1 pseudogene is annotated in these 250 nt (G+C 58.8%); it reads right to left on the bottom strand.

The features are described 5' to 3' along the window. A pseudogene (locus tag SB717_RS38250) lies at positions 1–250 on the bottom strand (hypothetical protein); the annotation flags it as partial.

The following is a 250-nucleotide window of genomic DNA, read 5'->3' as shown; positions in this document are numbered from 1 at the left end:
TGTTCGTCGAGCCATTACCCGAGGTATTGATCGAACCCTTCGGATACACGGACCCGCACGTGCCCTCACTCGAGTTACCGCTGATGTGGATCGTGCCGTTGTCCGTCGTGTTGATCGAACCGTTGATGTCCGTGCCCGTGCCGTTGGTCGAGTCGCCCGAGATGTTGGTCGAGCCATCACCCGAGGTATTGATCGAACCGTTCGGATCCACCACCACGCCCGTGCCATCAGTCGAGTTGCCGCTGATGTT

Source organism: Priestia sp. SIMBA_032 (genome assembly GCF_046535215.1).
GTDB classification, from domain to species: Bacteria; Bacillota; Bacilli; order Bacillales; family Bacillaceae_H; genus Priestia; species Priestia aryabhattai.
Note: the sequence above shows the minus strand (reverse complement) of the source record. Positions and strands in the feature narration are given on the sequence as shown.